16 protein-coding genes are annotated in these 18,549 nt (G+C 34.5%); 1 reads left to right on the top strand and 15 read right to left on the bottom strand.

The window, feature by feature from the left end:
• Nucleotides 1–126: 126 nt before the first annotated feature.
• From EQG63_RS10775 to EQG63_RS10740, 8 genes are all read right to left on the bottom strand, one after another.
• A complete protein-coding gene (locus EQG63_RS10775; protein WP_129436386.1) occupies nt 127–2,073 on the bottom strand; it encodes a DUF7619 domain-containing protein in 1,947 nt (648 codons plus the stop codon).
• Nucleotides 2,074–2,232: 159 nt separating this feature from the next.
• On the bottom strand, nt 2,233–4,005 hold the full coding sequence (gene rpsA / locus EQG63_RS10770; RefSeq protein WP_129436385.1) for a 30S ribosomal protein S1: 1,773 nt from the start codon (nt 4,003–4,005) through the stop codon (nt 2,233–2,235).
• A gap of 290 nt (nt 4,006–4,295) precedes the next feature.
• Nucleotides 4,296–5,549 carry a nucleoside permease gene (locus EQG63_RS10765; protein WP_129436384.1) on the bottom strand — a complete coding sequence of 418 codons (1,254 nt, stop codon included), beginning with the start codon at nt 5,547–5,549 and terminating at the stop codon, nt 4,296–4,298.
• Between the two features lie 78 nt (nt 5,550–5,627).
• A complete protein-coding gene (gene cmk, locus EQG63_RS10760; protein WP_129436383.1) occupies nt 5,628–6,311 on the bottom strand; it encodes a (d)CMP kinase in 684 nt (227 codons plus the stop codon).
• A gap of 1 nt (nt 6,312) precedes the next feature.
• Nucleotides 6,313–7,329, bottom strand: coding sequence for a type IX secretion system protein PorQ (gene porQ / locus EQG63_RS10755; RefSeq protein WP_129436382.1), 1,017 nt, complete (start codon nt 7,327–7,329; stop codon nt 6,313–6,315).
• An 89-nt stretch (nt 7,330–7,418) separates the two neighbouring features.
• Nucleotides 7,419–9,872 (bottom strand): endopeptidase La, encoded by a 2,454-nt coding sequence (gene lon / locus EQG63_RS10750; RefSeq protein ID WP_129436381.1) that lies wholly within the window; start codon nt 9,870–9,872, stop codon nt 7,419–7,421.
• A 194-nt stretch (nt 9,873–10,066) separates the two neighbouring features.
• A complete protein-coding gene (locus tag EQG63_RS10745) occupies nt 10,067–10,534 on the bottom strand; it encodes a hypothetical protein (RefSeq protein WP_129436380.1) in 468 nt (155 codons plus the stop codon).
• A gap of 6 nt (nt 10,535–10,540) precedes the next feature.
• Nucleotides 10,541–11,305 carry an MBL fold metallo-hydrolase gene (locus EQG63_RS10740; RefSeq protein WP_129436379.1) on the bottom strand — a complete coding sequence of 255 codons (765 nt, stop codon included), beginning with the start codon at nt 11,303–11,305 and terminating at the stop codon, nt 10,541–10,543.
• Nucleotides 11,306–11,390: 85 nt separating this feature from the next.
• Between EQG63_RS10740 and EQG63_RS10735 the strand changes: the two genes are divergently transcribed.
• Entirely contained in the window at nt 11,391–12,857 is a 1,467-nt protein-coding gene (locus tag EQG63_RS10735; protein ID WP_129436378.1) for a TonB-dependent receptor, read from the top strand.
• A 35-nt stretch (nt 12,858–12,892) separates the two neighbouring features.
• Here EQG63_RS10735 and EQG63_RS10730 read toward each other — a convergent pair whose 3' ends face one another.
• The 7 genes from EQG63_RS10730 to EQG63_RS10700 all read right to left on the bottom strand — a co-directional run bounded on the left by EQG63_RS10730 (nt 12,893) and on the right by EQG63_RS10700 (nt 18,517).
• Nucleotides 12,893–13,588, bottom strand: a complete 696-nt coding sequence (locus tag EQG63_RS10730) for a hypothetical protein (protein ID WP_129436377.1) — start codon at nt 13,586–13,588, stop codon at nt 12,893–12,895.
• 28 nt (nt 13,589–13,616) lie between these two features.
• The gene (locus EQG63_RS10725) at nt 13,617–13,919 is read right to left on the bottom strand and encodes an antibiotic biosynthesis monooxygenase family protein (RefSeq protein WP_129436376.1); all 303 of its coding nucleotides are present in this window, start codon (nt 13,917–13,919) and stop codon (nt 13,617–13,619) included.
• Nucleotides 13,916–14,713 carry an alpha/beta hydrolase gene (locus EQG63_RS10720; RefSeq protein WP_129436375.1) on the bottom strand — a complete coding sequence of 266 codons (798 nt, stop codon included), beginning with the start codon at nt 14,711–14,713 and terminating at the stop codon, nt 13,916–13,918. The genes EQG63_RS10725 and EQG63_RS10720 overlap by 4 nt, the downstream gene beginning before the upstream one ends.
• Before the next feature lie 82 nt (nt 14,714–14,795).
• Nucleotides 14,796–15,572, bottom strand: a complete 777-nt coding sequence (gene mazG / locus EQG63_RS10715) for a nucleoside triphosphate pyrophosphohydrolase (RefSeq protein ID WP_129436374.1) — start codon at nt 15,570–15,572, stop codon at nt 14,796–14,798.
• Between the two features lie 81 nt (nt 15,573–15,653).
• Complete coding sequence (locus tag EQG63_RS10710; protein ID WP_129436373.1) at nt 15,654–16,184, bottom strand: DUF5606 family protein; 531 nt, start codon at nt 16,182–16,184, stop codon at nt 15,654–15,656.
• A 78-nt stretch (nt 16,185–16,262) separates the two neighbouring features.
• Nucleotides 16,263–16,847: a peptide deformylase gene (gene def, locus EQG63_RS10705; protein ID WP_129436372.1), complete on the bottom strand. Its 585-nt coding sequence runs from the start codon at nt 16,845–16,847 to the stop codon at nt 16,263–16,265.
• A 176-nt stretch (nt 16,848–17,023) separates the two neighbouring features.
• Complete coding sequence (locus EQG63_RS10700) at nt 17,024–18,517, bottom strand: malate:quinone oxidoreductase (protein ID WP_129436371.1); 1,494 nt, start codon at nt 18,515–18,517, stop codon at nt 17,024–17,026.
• Nucleotides 18,518–18,549 lie beyond the last annotated feature (32 nt).

Here is an 18,549-nt window from a genome sequence, read left to right as displayed (position 1 = left end):
ATTTAAGAAATTAAAGTGCTTATAAATTAGGTATTGAATTCTCAATTTAACCAATAATTAAAAACCACGAGTACACAAATAAAATTCATTCGTGTATTCGTGGTAAATATAAATTGTAATGTATGATTACTGTTTTATAAACTTCGTATTTGAGGTTCCTTGATCCGAATTTATTTTGATGAAATAGTTCCCTGAAGTCAAACTAGAAACATCAACCACTTTTATATTCTCTGCATTTGGAATAACCAAAACCAATTGACCTAATGTATTGTAAATATTGATGGAATTAATTTCTATAGTTTCTTTAGCAGTAATATTTAAAACATTACTAACTGGATTTGGATACACACTAAAGTAATTTGAAAATTCAAAATCTTGTCGGCTTAATGCAGCAATGGTAGTCGTAGCGGTATTGGTAACAATTGGGAAATTATAATCGAAATAAATACTAGCCGTATTACTAAAAGTATTTCCTAAAACCAAAGTAGGTTTTGTTTTGATTTTGAAGGCCACATAACCATTGTTATTGGCATCATCAAAAGGCAGATTGATGTTTTCAAAAATGAACTCTACTTTGTTACCTGCAGTAATGTTGGTTACAAACGAATGACTTCCTTTTATTGGCACCAAAGAATTACTATCAAATTTGGTCAAATCGATCATGTCCTTCACTACAATATTTTGTGCATTGGCGGTTCCATTGTTTTCAAAACGAATCATATAATGCACATAATCCCCTACCTTACTTGGTGGAATAGTGGCACCTTCTAAACAGGTTTTGTCATTTGGATCATAAGAATTGACAACAGTTTGATTTAAGGTAAACGTATTGTCACTTGGCAAATCATCAGTTGCAACTGAAGTAATAGATGATGTATAATTTAAAACATCCCCACCATTTACCGCTGGAGATTCAGTTGGTGAATTAATATTGAAAATCAAATCAATCATTCTGGTTTCAAAAGGTTGTAAATTGCTGTAATTCCAAGTTAGATGATTTGTAGCTTGACTATTGAAAACTGGATTGGAAGAAACAAAATCCATTTTAGCATCCTCAAAAGTTAGATTAACACTACCGTTTTCCACTTGATTTCCTTTGTTTTTGAACGCAATTTTATAACTGGCATCAAAACCAGGTCTAGCATTATCAATTGGTAAAATGCTTATTTCAACATCGGAGTGAACTCCATTTGGTGTAACACAAAAATTTTGCGCAAATGGACTCGATTGTGTTGGAAAATTTACAACAAGATTTGGTGGAGCAACCGTAAAATAATTTGGATTTTCAAAAACTGGAGTTATCGTGTATGTTCCAGATTGAACTGGAATATTAAAATTTCCTGTAAAATTAGAAATTAAACTTCCAACATTTGATCCATCAGTAATATTAAACTCTAAATTAGGATAAACTATATCTGAAACATCACATCCATTATTGTTAGAATCAAATTTATTATTCCCTTGAATGCTGTAAAAAGTACCTCCTGGAACGAAGGAACAATAGGAATTAATGTGACAATTGGTATAACCGTAATTCATTATAGCCAGATCATTAAATTGAACAATTGCGGGTTCATTATTTTCTATACATACATATTGAAGACTATTACAATTTGAAAAACGTATACTATATATATATTGTAAAGGTACACCAGGCATAGGAGGTCCAAATACATAACCAATAACGCTATTTTTTAAATTAGCATAAATTAAATTGGGATTATTACTAAAGTCAATTTCGTCTATATAATGATTTGTGGAAATATCTAAGGTGGAAAATAAATTAAATTGAACATCTAATATTCTTAAGTTTAAGAACTCTTCTAAACCATTTAAATTTGAAATTGCAGCATTAGAAACGTTTAATTGGTAAACCAATAATGCTTCGCTTCTTTCTATTTCATTATTACCGTTACTATCGATTACAATACTAATCCCACTACCATTTTTAGCAATTTGATTACTTGTTGATGCTTGCAACAACTTCGCTTTAAAATTCGCATCCGGGAAATTAATAATTTGTGCATTCAGTCCGATGCAGTAAAAAAAGAAAAATAATAAGTATTTTTTCATGGGGTTTGTTTTCTAATAGATGAAGAAACTCGGTAAGGGTTGCTTACTATTATTGTGTTTTTTTAACAAAATTTTACTTCCAAATATAGAGTACTAACTTTCAGGTAATTAAAAAAGCCCCACATTACTGTGGGGCTTTATATTTAAAAAAGGGTTGAATTATTTTTTCTCTCCTTTTTCCATTTTAGCTTTTAATTCAGCAAGAATGTCGTTGTTATCTCCTAACGTAGACGCTGGTGCGTTGTTGTTAGATGAAGAAGTTTCAACAGCAGCTTTCACATGTTTTTCTTCTTCCTCACGGAAAATAGCTGTATGTGATGCTACAACTCTTTTGAATTCTTTGTTGAACTCGATAACTTTGAAATCAGCTGCATCGCCTTTTTTCAATTTTTTACCGTCTTCTTTTTCTAAGTGACGCGTTGGGATAAACGCAACAACATCATCTCCGAAATCTACAGTAGCACCTTTGTCAACAATCTCAGCGATTACTCCGTTATGGATAGTTCCAACAGCGAAAGCATCTTCATGTTTGTCCCATGGGTTAGCTGTAGTTTGTTTGTGACCTAAAGATAATTTACGAGCTTCAACGTCTAATTCTAATACAACAACCTCTAATTTTTCACCAACATTGATGAATTCAGATGGATGTTTGATTTTCTTAGACCAAGATAAGTCAGAAATATATACTAAACCGTCAATTCCTTCTTCTAATTCTACGAAAATTCCGAAGTTAGTGAAGTTTCTAACAGTACCTGTATGTTTAGAACCTACTGGGTATTTAGATGTAATATCTGTCCATGGATCTTGTGTCATTTGTTTGATACCTAAAGACATTTTTCTTTCTTCTCTATCTAGAGTTAAGATAACTGCCTCTACAACATCACCAATTTTCACGAAATCTTGAGCCGAACGTAAGTGTGTAGACCAAGACATTTCAGAAACGTGGATTAAACCTTCTACTCCTTCAGCAACTTCGATGAAAGCACCGTAATCAGCTAAAACAACCACTTTACCTTTTACTTTGTCACCAACTGCTAATTTAGCATCTAATGCATCCCAAGGGTGAGCGTTTAATTGTTTTAAACCTAATTGGATTCTTGTTTTCTCATCATCGAAATCAAGGATTACAACGTTTAATTTTTGATCTAATTCAAGAACTTCACTTGGGTGATTGATTCTAGACCAAGAAAGGTCAGTAATGTGGATTAATCCATCTACACCACCTAAGTCAATGAACACACCATAAGAAGTAATGTTTTTAACAACACCTTCTAATACTTGTCCTTTTTCTAATTGACCAATGATTTCTTTTTTCTGTACTTCAATATCCGCTTCGATAAGCGCTTTGTGAGAAACAACAACGTTTTTGAACTCATGGTTGATTTTCACAACTTTGAATTCCATCATTTTGTTTACATATTGATCGTAATCACGGATTGGTTTAACGTCAATTTGAGAACCTGGTAAGAAAGCTTCGATACCAAATACATCAACGATCATACCACCTTTAGTACGACATTTAACAAAACCGTTAACGATTTCGCCAGTTTCATTTGCAGCAATTACTCTATCCCAAGCTTTAATAGTTCTAGCTTTACGGTGAGATAATACTAATTGACCTGTTTTGTCCTCACGAACGTCAATTAAAACCTCTACTTTATCACCAACTTTTAAACCTGGATTGTAACGGAATTCATTTAAAGAAATAACACCTTCCGATTTAGCGTTGATATCAACGATAGCATCTCTTTCAGTAATTCTTACTACAACTCCTTCTACTACTTCTTCTTGATCTGTAGAGATGAAAGTTTTCGCTACTAAATCTTCAAATTCTTGTAAGTTTTTTGCATCAACTGCATCAATACCTTCGGCATAGTTATGCCAGTTGAAATCTGCTAAAAACTGTTCTTGTGATTTTAATGTTTCAGACATGTCTGATAAAAATTTGTATTCTGTATTTTCTTGCGTTTCTGACAGTGATAGAAAATTACAGAAGTGTTTTACATAAATGATTGAACCCTAAAGGAAACGCTTCTCCACCAAAAGGTGTGCAAAATTAGTCATAATTTCTTAATTACCAAATAGATTACAGAAAAAAGAAAATAGAGAAAAGAATAAAGGCTATTATAATGGTAATTGAAATAAAATTATAATGTATTCTACTAAAAAACCTTTTCAGAATTTGATTTCTAAAAGGGTTAAATAATTTTTATATTTGTTTATTAATGACTCACACTCTCCACGTCTTTAGGATCGTGTTTGTGTTTGAACAACACCGCAAAAGCAATCGCAATTACTAAAGCGTATCCTGCAAACGCTAACCAGATGCCGTGCCAGTCTCTTACTCCATTGTTAGTAAAAAAGGTATCAATAACAACACCACTAATCAATCCACCAAAGAAAGCTCCGAAACCATTAGACATCATCATAAACAATCCTTGAGCAGACGAACGAATTTTAGGACTTGTAGTCGTTTCTACGAACAACGATCCTGAAATATTAAAGAAATCGAAGGCCATTCCGTAAACGACGCACGATAAAATAATCATCCACAATCCATCTACTGGATTTCCGAAAGAAAACAGTCCGAAACGCAATACCCAAGCCAACATTGATATCAACATTACTTGCTTAATTCCGAATTTTCTCAAGAAAAATGGAATCGCTAAAATGAATAAAGTTTCTGAGATTTGAGAAATCGACATAATGATAGTCGAATATTTTACCACAAAAGAATCGGCATACTCAGGAACATTCGCAAACTCTGACAAATACACATCACCATACATATTGGTTAACTGTAAAGCGCCTCCAAGGAACATTGAAAAGATAAAGAACAATGCCATTTTGTAAGTTCCAAATAATTTAAAAGCACTCAATCCGAATTTCTCTCCGAATGAAGCATCTTCTGAAATTAGCTTCTGTGGTGGACATTTAGGCAGTGTAAAAGAATAAATCCCTAATGCAAAAGCTGCAAAAGCTGACAAATAAAACATATTATAAGATGCCTTATTTCCAGTTAGATTCGTAATCCACATTGCAACAATAAATCCGATAGTTCCCCAAACACGAATAGGAGGAAATACTTTAACCACATCAAATTTATTTTCTTTCAGAATATTATAAGCTACCGAGTTGGACAACGAAATCGTTGGCATATAACACATCATCGCCGCAAAAATGACCCAATAAAAAGTAGTTGGATTATCGACTTGAGGAATGTAAAGCAAGGCTAAACCTCCTAAAATATGCAAAACACCATATAATTTTTCTGCATTCACCCATTTGTCGGCTACAATACCTGTAATGGCTGGCATGATGATAGAAGAAATTCCTAGAGTAGAGAAAATGGCTCCAAATTCGGCACCACTCCATTGTTTTGTACCGAACCAATAATTGGCTACAGTAATTAACCACGCTCCCCACACAAAGAATTGAAGGAAACTCATTACGGTTAGTCTAAATTTAATATTCATAATTTTGATTTGGTTTTTGTTTGGTTTAAAAAGGGTGGTAAATCTAATAATAAAATTAAATCTACAAATAGTTTTAACTTAAATGTTATTAACTAACTCCAGTACTTTTTTAAATTGCTCTTCTCGGGAGAGTTCAGAGTTATCAATTTCAATAGCATCTTCTGCTTTTACCAGAGGAGAATCCTCACGGTGAGTATCGATATAATCGCGTTGCAATACATTTTCCAAAACGCGATCGTAAGAAACCAATTGTCCTTTTTCGCTTAGTTCGTCAAAACGGCGTTGGGCGCGCACATCCGGTCGGGCATTCATAAAAATTTTAAGTTCGGCATCGGGAAAAACAACCGTCCCGATGTCACGACCATCCATCACAACTCCTTTTTCCTTACCCATTTCTTGTTGTTGTTTGACCAACATGGCACGGACTTCCGAAACTTCGGCCACTTGACTCACAAAATTAGAAACTTCAAGCGAACGGATTTGTTTTTCAACATTCACATCATTCAAAAACATTTCGGCAAAACCCAAATCAGGATTAAACTGAAAACGCAATTGAATTTTGGATAAATTTTTGATTAGTTCTTCTTTGTATAACTCTACTTCATCTATAAATCCGTTTTGCATAGCGAATAAAGTCACCGCACGATACATCGCTCCGGTATCTACATAAGCATAGCCTAATGTTTTAGCAATTTGTTTGGCTAAAGTACTTTTTCCTGTTGAGGAATATCCGTCTATGGCTATGGTGATTTTTTCTGACATCTTATAAATTAATCATTAATCCGAATAAGGAAGCATTGGCTGACAAACTGTATCTTGAATACGAATAATCGAATCTAAATTTCCCGAAACGAATTCCGAAACCACCTGAAATTCCAGCAAAAGTACGTTGCTCTAACAATTTCAATTCGGCAGCACGACGGAAATTATAACTCAAACGAAAACTAATGGCACGTTTCGGCATAATTTCGGCACCTACAATTACATGTCGAAAAGCATTTCCTAAAAAACTCACTTTTTCTTCCACCACTTCTCCATCTATCGTTTCTTCGCTACGTGCTGGGTTTGAAAAAGCCACTTTCCATTTTTGCAAATTATCTACTGTAATATGCCAACGAACAGGAACGTTTTCTAATTCTTGTGAAATTCCGGCAATGATTTCAAAGGGTAATTTTTCTCTGGTACCACTATATGTGGTTATCTGTGTTCCAAAATTACGAACAACCAGCGCATAATTAATATCATTTTTATCATCAATATAAGAGGCGGCAATATCGGCAGCTACTCCAAAAGATTGATAATTTTCTAAAGTGGATGATATTATCTTTGCATTGGCGCCAAGATGTAATTTGGTATAGGGTACATTATAGGCATAGCCTAATGAAAGGGCTGCTTCACTTCCAGAAAAAGTCCCAGTAGCGTTACCTTCTTCATCACGACCATCAAACTTTCCATAATTAATATAGGTAATACCGCCATGAAAAGTATTGACATGCTTATCGTAAGTATAAGCATACGAAGCCGTCCCGTAACTCACATCTCCGATATAATTGGCATAATTTAAAGCCAATTTCCCATCCATTTCTTCGTTAATGGAGGCTGGATTATACAACGGTTGATTTACATCATAATCATATAATGTAATCGTTTTACTCCCTAAAGCGGCTTGTCTGGGTGAAGAAACCAAGTTTAAAAAACGGTACACACTTTCCCCTCCTATTTGTGAATAGGCAGTAATAACGGTAGAAAAGAGTAATAGAAAAGTTAGTTTCTTGTGCATTAATACAAAATTGCGTTTTCTATATAACGCAAGGGCGAAGATATTATTTTTTACAAAAAAAACGGCTAAATATTTTAGCCGTTTTTAATTTATAATGTTTTTGCATTTTTGACCTTATCTTTTGTGATGGCCAGTTCTAAAACTTCGCTCATTTCAGATACGTAATGAAAGGTTAAACCATTAATATAATCGGCTTTGATTTCATCTATATCACGTTTGTTTTCCACGCAAAGAATGATTTCTTTGATTTTAGCTCTTTTGGCTGCTAAAATCTTTTCTTTTATTCCGCCCACCGGTAATACTTTACCACGAAGCGTAATTTCTCCCGTCATGGCTATATTCTTTTTCACACGCTTTTGAGTCAATAAAGAAACCAAAGAAGTCAACATCGCGATTCCCGCACTTGGACCGTCTTTAGGAGTGGCTCCTTCTGGAATGTGAACGTGAATATTGTATTTGGTAAATATTTCAGGAGAAATTCCTAATTGTTTGGCATTCGCTTTTACAAATTCCATCGCAATAGTGATCGATTCTTTCATAACTGTTCCCATATTTCCAGTAAAAGTTAATGTTCCTTTTCCTTCCGAAATAATAGATTCAATAAATAAAATATCGCCACCCACACTTGTCCAAGCCAAACCAGTAACTACTCCAGCAGTTTCATTATTTTCATATTTGTCGCGTTCCATTCGAGCGGCACCTAAAACAGTAACCACATCTTCATCAGTCGCTTTTACGTTGTATTCTTCTTCTAAAGCAATACTTTTAGCAGCATTACGCACCATTTGGGCAATTTTCTTTTCCAAACCACGAACGCCCGATTCACGAGTATATCCTTCAACAATTTTTTCGACTTGTTTTTTACCAATTACAAATTGCTTTGGTGTCAATCCGTGTTCTTTAATTTGTTTTGGCACCAAATGCTGTTTTGCAATTTCTATTTTTTCTTCAATGGTATAACCCGACATGGTAATAATTTCCATGCGGTCACGAAGCGCAGGTTGCACTGCCGATATATTATTAGAAGTAGCAATGAACATTACTTTCGACAAATCGAAGCCCATTTCAAGGAAATTATCATAAAATTCCTTGTTTTGTTCTGGATCTAGTGCTTCCAACAATGCAGAAGAGGGATCACCCTGATTGCTTGAGGACAATTTATCTATTTCATCTAAAATAAATACCGGATTTGCCGTTTTCGCTTTCTTTAAATTTTGAAGAATTCTACCTGGCATGGCTCCAATATAGGTTTTACGATGCCCACGGATTTCTGCTTCATCACGCAAACCTCCCAATGACATTCGCACATATTCACGACCTAAAGCTTCGGCAATTGATTTTCCAATGGAAGTTTTACCAACACCTGGAGGACCTGTAAAACACAAAATAGGCGATTTCATATCGTTACGTAACTTCAATACCGCCAAATGTTCTATAATACGTTTTTTAATATCGTCTAAACCAAAATGGTCGCGGTCTAATATTTTTTGAGCGCGTTTCAAATCGAAATTATCCTTAGAGTAATCATTCCATGGTAATTCTAAAAACAACTCTAAATAATTGCGTTGGATTCCAAAATCTGGAGAATTCGGATTGGTACGTTGCAATTTTTGAAGTTCTTTCTCAAAATGCTCCCCTGTTTTTTCCTCCCATTTTTTGGTTTTCGCTTTTTTGCGCATTTCTTCAATTTCTTGCTCAGTCGAATTTCCTCCCAATTCTTCTTGGATGGTTTTCATTTGCTGTTGTAAGAAATATTCACGTTGTTGCTGATCTAAATCAAAACGTACTTTCGATTGAATATCATTCTTCAATTCTAATTTTTGAAGTTCGACATTCATATGTTTCAGCGTGGCTAAAGCTCTGTCTTTTAAATTATTAATTTCTAATAATTCTTGTTTTTCAACTACCGAAAGATGATTCATATTGGAAGACACGAAGTTTACCAAAAAAGAATTGCTTTCAATATTTTTAATAGCAAAAGTAGCTTCCGTAGGGATGTTTGGACTTTCCTTAATAATTTCAATAGCCAACTCACGAACAGAATCAATAATCGCTAAAAATTCTTTTTCTTTTTTGGCTGGTCGTACTTCTTCCACTTCTTTTATGGAAGCTCTGATGTAAGGTTCTGTCGTAGTGACTTTATCTATTTCAAATCGTTTTTTCCCTTGAAGAATAACAGTAACATTTCCGTCGGGCATTTTTAAAATACGAAGAATTCGAGCAACTGTTCCCACTTTGTTAATTTGGGTTTCGTCCGGATCTTCGTCTTCTTCATTGATTTGAGAAACAACGCCAATAATTTTATCTGATGCATTAGCATCGTTTAATAGTTTTATCGATTTATCACGACCGGCAGTAATCGGAATTACAACACCAGGAAACAAAACAGTATTTCGTAACGGAAGAATCGCTAAATCGGAAGGCAATTCTTCATTATTCATTTCCTCCTCATCCTCGGGAGTCATTAACGGAATTAAATCGGCTTCATGGTCTAATTCCTGAAGTGACAAAGTGTCAAGTGTAAGTATTTTTTGTTGAGACATATAAAATTTAGGTCATTTTGTCATTAAACATTGACTACCTGCAATACAAAGATATTACATAAACAATAGTCATCTTACTGAAAATCAATAAATAGTACAATTAATTGATATCCCAGCAAACTAATTAGTCAAGTTTTATGCCATTAAATTAAACGAGAAGCGATGATTATCACTTAACTCTTTTTAATATAGAATTATTGTTGTGGGTACATTAATGTTTCGGCGGTTTCGATAGTTACTTTACCATCTGCTTCTACAAAGTATTTTAAAATCACTTCACCCCATCCAGAAGGTCCGGTAAAATCGGCAATAATCCAACGATGATTTAAAAAACGAACTTTATTAATTACCATTTCATCGTACGGAATTAATTTATTTCCACCAGAAGCAGTATTCATTTCATTTAGTTGTTCTTTGATTTGATCCATTAATTTCGGGATATCCTTTCCTTCATAATAATCAAATGCTTTATCGTTGTGCAGTAACGAAAAATAATCGCCTTCTTCTTTATCGGCTACAATTTTAGCAATTGTATCTTTTATTTTCGCTTTATATTTCGTGTTCACATCATTGTCGTGATTGAATTTCTTAGTAGAATACATCAATTGAAAAATATTCATCAACACTGAAAAAATGAATCCGTATAAAAGTAGTTTCTTCATAATATTTTATATTGTTATTTGTAAATTATCGTAAGCTAAAAACACGTTTTTAGGTAGTCTTTTTTGCACTTCTTCGTGAAACCCAAACGTATGACTAATATGAGTTAAATAGGTCTTTTTAGGCTGCACCAAATGTATAAAATCTAATGCTTCTTGCAAATTAAAATGTGTAGGATGTGGGTCATCTCGCAAGGCATTGATTACCAAAACATCCAATCCTTTCAATTTTAGTATTTCTTCGGCATCCATCGTTTTAACATCCGTTAGGTAGGCAAAATTTTCAAATCGGTACCCGAACACTTGAAGATTTCCGTGCCAGGCATTAATTGGAATGATTTGCTTGTCCTCAATTTCAATATTTTCATTATTGACTACCTCAATTGGAAATACACCAGGCGCTCCGGGATATCTGTTTTCGGTTTCAAAAATATAATTAAATCTTTTTTCCAAATTCAATAAAACCCTCTGGTGCGCATAAATCGGGATTTCACCCTGTCTGAAAAAAAACGGCCGAATATCATCTAGACCAGCAGTATGATCGGAATGTTCGTGCGTAAAAAAAATGGCATCAATTTTGGGACAATTTGAAGTGAGCATCTGTTGACGAAAATCAGGACCACAATCGATCACAAAAGAATGTGTTCCCCAAGAAATTAAAACCGATACTCGCAAACGTTTGTCTTTTGAGTCTTGACTATGACATACGGGATGATCGCTTCCTATAACAGGAATGCCTTGTGAAGTACCAGTACCCAAAAAATAAATGTTCAATTGAAAAGCTTTTTACACAAAAGTAAATAATATTTGATAAAAAATAAGTCATTCACTACCTTTGCAAGGTATTTAATATTTAAAGATGAAAGATCTTAAAAATGAGATTGTTCTTAAAGGAGACAGAGCAATAGAACAAATCCCTTCTATTAGTGATAAAGCACTAAGAATCAATCTTAACGAACACATATACGGTACTTTTGCTGAAATTGGTGCGGGTCAGGAAACGGTTCGTCATTTCTTTAGAGCTGGAGGATCTTCGGGAACAATTGCAAAAGCAATGTCAGCCTACGATAAAGATTTTAGTGATGCGATTTATGGTATTGAAGATGATGGACGTTATGTGACCGAAAATCGTTTGCGTAAAATGTTAAATCATGAAGTAGAACTAATTGAAGAGCGTTTAAAACGTGAAAAACATCCGTCAAAAATGTTTTTTAGTTACGCCAATACAGTGGCTACAATCGATTTCGCAAAACAATACAAAGGTCATGGTTGGGTTGGAATAAAATACCAAATTGAACCGGATGAAGAATACAACGAAATTTTAATTCACATTCGATTTAAAGAAACCGACGCTAAATTACAACAAGAAACCCTTGGTAAATTAGGAGTGAATTTAATTTATGGCGCTTTTTATAAATACAACGATCCGAAACGATTATTGAAATATTTATACGACCATATTGATCAAGATCAGTTAGAAATTGATACGATTAACTTTGCAGGACCACGTTTTGCAGAAGTTGACAACCGATTGATGAGTTTACAGTTGGTAAAAAATGGAATGACCGACGCCGTAATGTTTGATCCAAATGGAAAAAATATTTTACCGGCCGCCGTTTTATACAAAAAGAACATTTTAGCGTTACGCGGAAGTTTTCGTCCGGTGACCAAAGTAAATATGGACATGTACGAGAAATCGTTAGAAATGTTTGTCGATGAAAACAAGGTGAAAAAGGAAAATACCTTGGTTATTTTTGAAATTACTTTATCGAATTTACGTTCTGATGGAGAAATTGATGAAAGAGATTTCATGGACAGAGCCGAATTACTGTGTTCACTTGGACAAACCGTAATGATTTCCAACTTCCAAGAATATTATAAAGTGGTGGAATATTTTTCTAATTACACCAAGGAAAGAATGGGAATTACCCTTGGAGTAAACAACTTAGTCGACATCTTTGATGAAAAATACTACCGTCATTTAAGTGGTGGTATTTTAGAAGCCTTCGGAAAATTATTCTATCGCGATATGAAAGTGTATTTATATCCAATGGAAGATGAAGACGGAACACTCTTAACGTCTCAAAACTTGAAGGTACACCCTAGAATGAAAGAGCTTTATAAATTCTTCGCTTACAACGGAAAAGTAATAGATATTACCGATTATGATCGCGAAAATTTAAAAATATTCTCGAGAGAAGTACTTAAAATGATTAGCAAAGGGAAACCGGGCTGGGAAAAAATGCTTCCAGAAGGTATTGCCGAATTAATTAAAAAAGATCATCTTTTTGGTTACGATACCAATAAAATAGTAGAAAACGTTTAAACAATAATCCCAGCTAATTGCTGGGATTATTTATTTTATTCATTTTTTAATGCTCCTCTTTCTACTCTTAAAATATTGAATGTGGCCCTAAAACCTGTTGCTAATCCCCATTTATCTCCAGCAATCATTTGTTTATTTTCATCAAAGAATCCAAATTCTCCAGTATTAGGTGTATAAACTCCTTCGTTTAATGCTTCAATTTCAATGTGATTAATACCCATTAACAATCCAATGTATACTTTTCTAGTATCGGCTTCCAATTCAATTATATCTGAAACTACTTTTCCATCCAACCAAATTCTAACGCGATCCGCATCAATTTCACCGAAATCTCTATAGGAAATTGAAATGGTAGCCGATTCAGTTTTGTATTCTCCAAAATATTGATTTCTACGAAACGCTTTCGGGTCTTCGCTTCCTTCTTTTTTGGGAGTATTGGCTTTATTTATTTTTTCTGCAAATTGCTTTCCAACATTCAAATCACTTTGTTTGGGAGTCATCGATACTTTACTCTCCTCTTTTGGCGCCCCATAGACTCGTGGTGGGACTTTGAACAATTTAGGTTCAAAAGGTTTTGAAATCGAATATTGTGGCGCATTAGCCGTTGTTTCAGGCTTTATGTCAGGTTTTGGCAAATCAGCACTAGGTATGGCTATAGATTTTATGGGCTTTCCTTCTTGAGAAAAACCAATCAATGGTAATAAAACGACAAGTAAAATTATTTTTTTCACAACTATCCTTTATCAAAAACTATTCCAATTATTTTTCAAAACTATACTCACGTTCTACCAAACAAATACGAGTGGTGTAAGAACTATACCATTGTTCGCGACCTTTTTGTTGCGCGACCAGATGATCTAGATTTTGTTTCCATTTTCGAATCGACTCTAAATCCTTCCAATACGAAACGGTAATACCTACTTCACTCCTAGCTGATTCAATAACTAAAAATCCTTCTTGCTGTTGGGCTAAAGTAAGCATTAAGTCGGCCATTTCCGAATAGCCTTCTTCAATTTCTGTCCGAACCGATGTAAAAATTACGGCATAATACGGTGGTCTCATATTTTTAAGGTTTCAAACGCTTTATATACAGCCAAATGTAATATATCGGCATGGCTACTGTCATTAAAATAATGGAAATGACTATCTATAGATTTGCCATTCTTCTTTACCATTTCATATAATTTTTTAGCATCTTTTTCCATGACACTACCCTCTTTACCTACGCTAATAAAAACTTTCGTTTTCTGATTAAAATTGGTATTCGCAAATTCAGGAGCAACAGCAAATAAGGATTGTTTATTCCACCATATACTTGGACTTACAATAATATAATTGGTAAACAACCTTGGCATTTTGAATAAAATTTCGGTGGCTAATAGTCCGCCCAAAGACTGTCCGATAATGGTTTTAGAAGCTGTTGTTTTGTATTTCTGTTCAATATACGGTTGCAATTCTTTTTCTAAAAAAGTGATAAATTTTTCAGAACCTCCGGTAGTAGGGAAATCTTGCTTATCCTTTTCGATAGTGGTCGGAAAGGTAAAATCGCGTCTTCTATCCACATTTTCGATGCCAACAACAATCGATTTAGAAAGCATGTTAATCCAATCGTAATTCGCAAATTGCACAATTCCAACAATGTGAATGAAATCTTGATCGGCCGAACCGTCTAATAAATAAATTACCGGATAACTAGTAGTAGCGTCATATCCTGCAGGAAAATAGATATTGAGTTTTCTATCTTCATTTAAGACCGTAGATTTTAGGGTTGCAATTTTTCCTAAAACAAAATCCTTTTCTTGTGCCTGTATTGTTGTAATACAAAACAGTAAAATAAAGCCTATAATTTTTTTCATAACTTTTTAAACTGGAAATTACAATCGCTTCGCTTCTTCCCAATTTGGGAATTTGAAAATCTTTGATTTTCTAATTACAATTTTATGGTAATCGCTTCGCTTCTTCCCAAAAAATATCCATTTCAGCCAAGGTCATATCGGACAAGTTTTTACCTAATTCGACCGCTTTACTTTCCAAATACATAAAACGCTTGATAAATTTTTTATTGGTGCGTTCTAGCGCATCTTCTGGGTTTACATTTAAAAAGCGAGAATAATTAATCATCGAAAACAATACATCGCCAAATTCGGCTTCGATCTTATCCTGATTACCTGCAGCCACTTCCACTTGAAGTTCTTGTAATTCTTCTTGTACTTTGTCCCACACTTGGTGCGGTTCTTCCCAATCAAATCCGACACCTTTTACTTTGTCTTGAATGCGACTGGCTTTGACTAGGGCTGGCAAACCATTAGGAACACCTTCTAAAACCGATTTTTTTCCTTCTTTCAGTTTTAATTTTTCCCAATTTTGTTTGACTTCCTCTTCATCGGCCACAACTACATCGCCATAAATATGTGGGTGACGGTGAATTAATTTATCACAAATGGCATTGGCCACATCGGCCATATCAAAGCTGTTTTTTTCAGAACCTATTTTGGCATAAAAAATAATATGCAATAACAAATCGCCCAACTCATTTTTAATTTCATTCAAATCATTATTCAAAATCGCATCTCCTAGTTCATAAGTTTCTTCAATAGTAAGATGGCGTAATGACTCTAAGGTTTGTTTTCTATCCCACGGACATTTGGAACGCAAATCATCCATGATATCTAATAACCGACCGAAAGCATCTAGTTGTTGTTGGCGTGTGTTCATATTTTTAATTTCGAAATACTAAATAACAAAAAATCCCGCATTCGAATGACAAATGCGGGATTTATATTTTGGTGCAATCAACTATTTTTTAGTTGATTTTGTTGCTTTAGGAGCTGGTGCCTTTTTAGCAGTTGCTGTTCCTGCATTTTTAGGAGCCGCTACTTTTTTAGGTTTTGCTTCAGTGGTAGCTTTTACTTTTTCTACTTTTTTATCTTCTGTAGAAGGTTCTTCAGCAGTAAGTAAACCTTTAGCTTGTAAAATATTGTACCAATTTAATACTTTTTTAATATCTGAAGCATACACTCTGTCTTGATCATAATCCGGAAGTACTTCCACAAAATAAGCGGTTAATGCTGCTTTATCATCTTTTAAATTTGGTGCTTGACCGTTGTTTTCTTTAGCTGCAATTGCCTTCATTACTTCTGCCAAAGGTTTTTCTTCGTTGTACGTATACATTGAAATTTCAGACAATAAACTTACGTTACTACGTAAACTTACTGTAATTCTTTTTCCATCCATTAATGATTCTGCAACGAAACCAGTTCTTGTTTGCATTTTCAAAGCATATAAACCTGGCTTTCCTGAAATGGCTAATATTCTTTCTAAGTTCATTTTATCTATATTTTTTTATAAATCCCAAAAATTTCGGTAGCAAATATACTATTGTTTACTATTCGTTGGAAAAAATTGTTATCTTTTTTTAGGTACAAAACGCATTCTATAATCAGGTCTTGCTTTACCATCCATAATGTTTTGTAACTTCTTTTTAATCAACGTCTTTTTAAGAGTAGATATTTTATCGGTAAACAAAATTCCTTCAATATGGTCGTATTCGTGCTGAATCACACGTGCAATTAGTCCGTCGAATTCTTCCGTTTTTTTAGTAAAATTCTCATCATAGTATTCCAATGTAATTTTTTCGTTTCGGTACACGTCTTCACGTACATCTGGAATACTCAAACACCCTTCATTAAAACCCCAAAGTTCTCCTTCTTCTTTGAGCATTTTGGCATTAATAAAAGTACGTTTAAAACCTTTAAGTTGTGCTGCTTCTTCTTCAGAAACATCATCACTATCACTAAACGGTTCACAATCTACAATAAATAATCGAATTGCTAATCCAACCTGAGGGGCAGCTAAACCTACTCCACAAGCATTGTACATGGTTTCGTACATGTTAGCAATCGTCTCGTTTAAATTTGGATAATCTTTAGCTACCTCTTCGCCTACTTTACGTAATACAGGATCACCATATCCTACAATTGGTAATATCATTTTCTTATTTCTTTGGGCGTTCCCTCGCAAACAACTAATTCGATTGAAAAAACTATTTTTTTTGCTCGGGTCGGGTCTTACATTGCAATCTGTCAGATTGCTTCGTTACCTCGCAATGACAGGATTTTCATTTCAACCCCTAACGCATTTTAAAGTGCAAAAGTAACTAAAAATGCTTATTCCACTTTCAATTTTAAGACTTCGTTTGTTTTTTTTCTGATTTGATTGGCTAGTTCCGGATGATCATTCAGTGATTTCCCATAGGATGGAATCATTTTTTGGAGTTTCTCTTGCCAAGGCGTGCTTTTCATTTTTTCCGGAAAACATTTGGTCAATAATTCCAACATGATAGAAGTCGCCGTAGAAGCGCCAGGTGAAGCGCCTAATAAAACAGCCAAGGAACCATCAGCCGCACACACCACTTCAGTACCAAATTCTAGCACTCCATTGCCTTCTTTATCCTTTTTGATCACCTGAACGCGCTGTCCTGCGGTTTCCAAAACCCAATCTTGTTTTTTGGCAGAAGGTACATATTCTTTCAAGGCTTTCATTCTATCGTTAGAGGATTGAAAAACCTGTTCTATCAAATACTTCGTTAACGGAATATTTTTGATTCCAGCACCCAACATCGGTTTTATATTGTCAAGCTCAATCGATTTGATTAAATCAAAATAAGAGCCATTCTTTAAAAATTTTGTCGAAAATCCAGCATACGGACCAAAAAGTAATGCTTTTTCACCATCAATCATTCTCGTGTCGATATGAGGAACCGACATTGGTGGCGCTCCAACCGAAGCTTTTCCGTACACTTTTACATCGTGTTTTTTAATCACTTCGGGATTGGTACATTTTAACCATTGTCCGCTTACTGGGAAACCTCCATAACCTTCTCCTTCCGGAATATTAGCTTTTTCCAACAGCAATAAAGAACCTCCTCCAGCACCAATAAACACAAAAGGAGTGAAAATTCTTTTCTTTTCTCCACTTGCTAAATCGGTCACTTTAATACGCCAAAGGTTTTCTTTCTTTTTTAACTTTCGTACTTCATGGTTGAAATGTAGACTCACACCCTCTAGCGTTTCCAGATGTTTAAAAATACTTCTCGTTAAAGCTCCAAAATTGACATCCGTTCCGTACTTCATTGACGTGGCTGCAATTTTGTCTTTGCTTTTTCGACCTTCCATGACTAATGGCGCCCATTCTTTCACGCGATTTATATCTTCGGTATATTCCATTTCTTTGAAAAGATGGAATTGTTGTAAGGCTTCAAACCTTTTTCGCAAGTATTCGACATTTTCATCGCCCCAAACAAAGCTTAAATGCGGCACTGCTTTGATAAAATTTTCTGGATTTTGAAGCAAGTTTTTTTCAACCAAATACGACCAAAATTGACGTGATACCTCAAATGATTCCGTAATTTTTAGAGCCTTTTTGGTTTCAATCGTTCCGTCTTCTAATTCGGGCGTATAATTTAATTCACAAAAGGCGGCGTGACCCGTTCCAGCATTATTCCATGCATCAGAACTTTCGGCAGCAGCCATATCCAATCGCTCGTAAATTTGAATTTTAAGATCGGGTTGTAATTCTTTTAGTAGTAATCCTAGTGTGGCACTCATAATTCCGGCGCCAATTAAAACTACTTCTGTTTGTTGTGTTGTAGTTGTTGTCATTTTTTTTATTTCTAGATCAAGAAATCATAAAT

The organism is Flavobacterium amnicola, from assembly GCF_004122165.1.
Classification (GTDB): Bacteria; Bacteroidota; Bacteroidia; order Flavobacteriales; family Flavobacteriaceae; genus Flavobacterium; species Flavobacterium amnicola.
The sequence above is the reverse complement of the archived record's forward strand: the minus strand, read 5'-3'. Positions and strand labels throughout refer to the sequence as shown.